Here is a 694-nt window from a genome sequence, read left to right on the forward strand (position 1 = left end):
CAAGGAGCAGGACATTGGATGGCTGTTGCAGAAAAATGCGTCGGGCCCTGGCCGAGTTCCGCATCAGGGGCGTAAACACCAACATGGCTTTCCTGGATAACATTCTGGCCCATCCCACCTTCAGACAAGGTAAGGTTACTGTGAACTTCATAAGGAACGAACCCGAACTTTTCGAATTCGTTGAACCGAGGAACAGGGCGAACAAACTCATAAGGTTTTTAGGGGAGACGATAGTGAACGGAAATCCTGACGTTAGGAAATTTGACCCTGACCGCATTTTTCCGAGACCGATCGTGCCGTCCTTTCCTAGAATGGACGCACCTCCAAAGGGCACAAAGGACCTATTGACGGAACTGGGCCCAGAAAGGTTCGCCCAATGGCTGAAAAAAGAAAAGAAGATCCACTTTACGGATACTACCATGCGCGATGGCCATCAGAGTCTTCTGGCGACCCGTATGCGAACGGTGGATATGTTGAAAGTGGCCGAGGGGTACGGTAAGAACCACCCGGAAATATTCTCCATGGAAGTCTGGGGAGGAGCTACCTTCGACGTGTGCTTACGTTTTTTACAGGAAAATCCATGGGAACGCCTTGCCCTGCTTCGAAAGGCGATGCCCCACGTGCTATTGCAGATGTTGATCAGGGGGTCCAATGGTGTCGGTTATACCGCCTATCCCGACAACCTCATCGAAAG

At 51.2% G+C, this 694-nt stretch carries 1 pseudogene; it reads left to right on the forward strand.

The features are described 5' to 3' along the window. Positions 1-694, forward strand: a pseudogene (locus BFP77_RS13920) (pyruvate carboxylase); the annotation flags it as partial.

The sequence above is a fragment of the Maribacter sp. 4U21 genome, from assembly GCF_002742365.1.
Taxonomy (GTDB): domain Bacteria; phylum Bacteroidota; class Bacteroidia; order Flavobacteriales; family Flavobacteriaceae; genus Maribacter.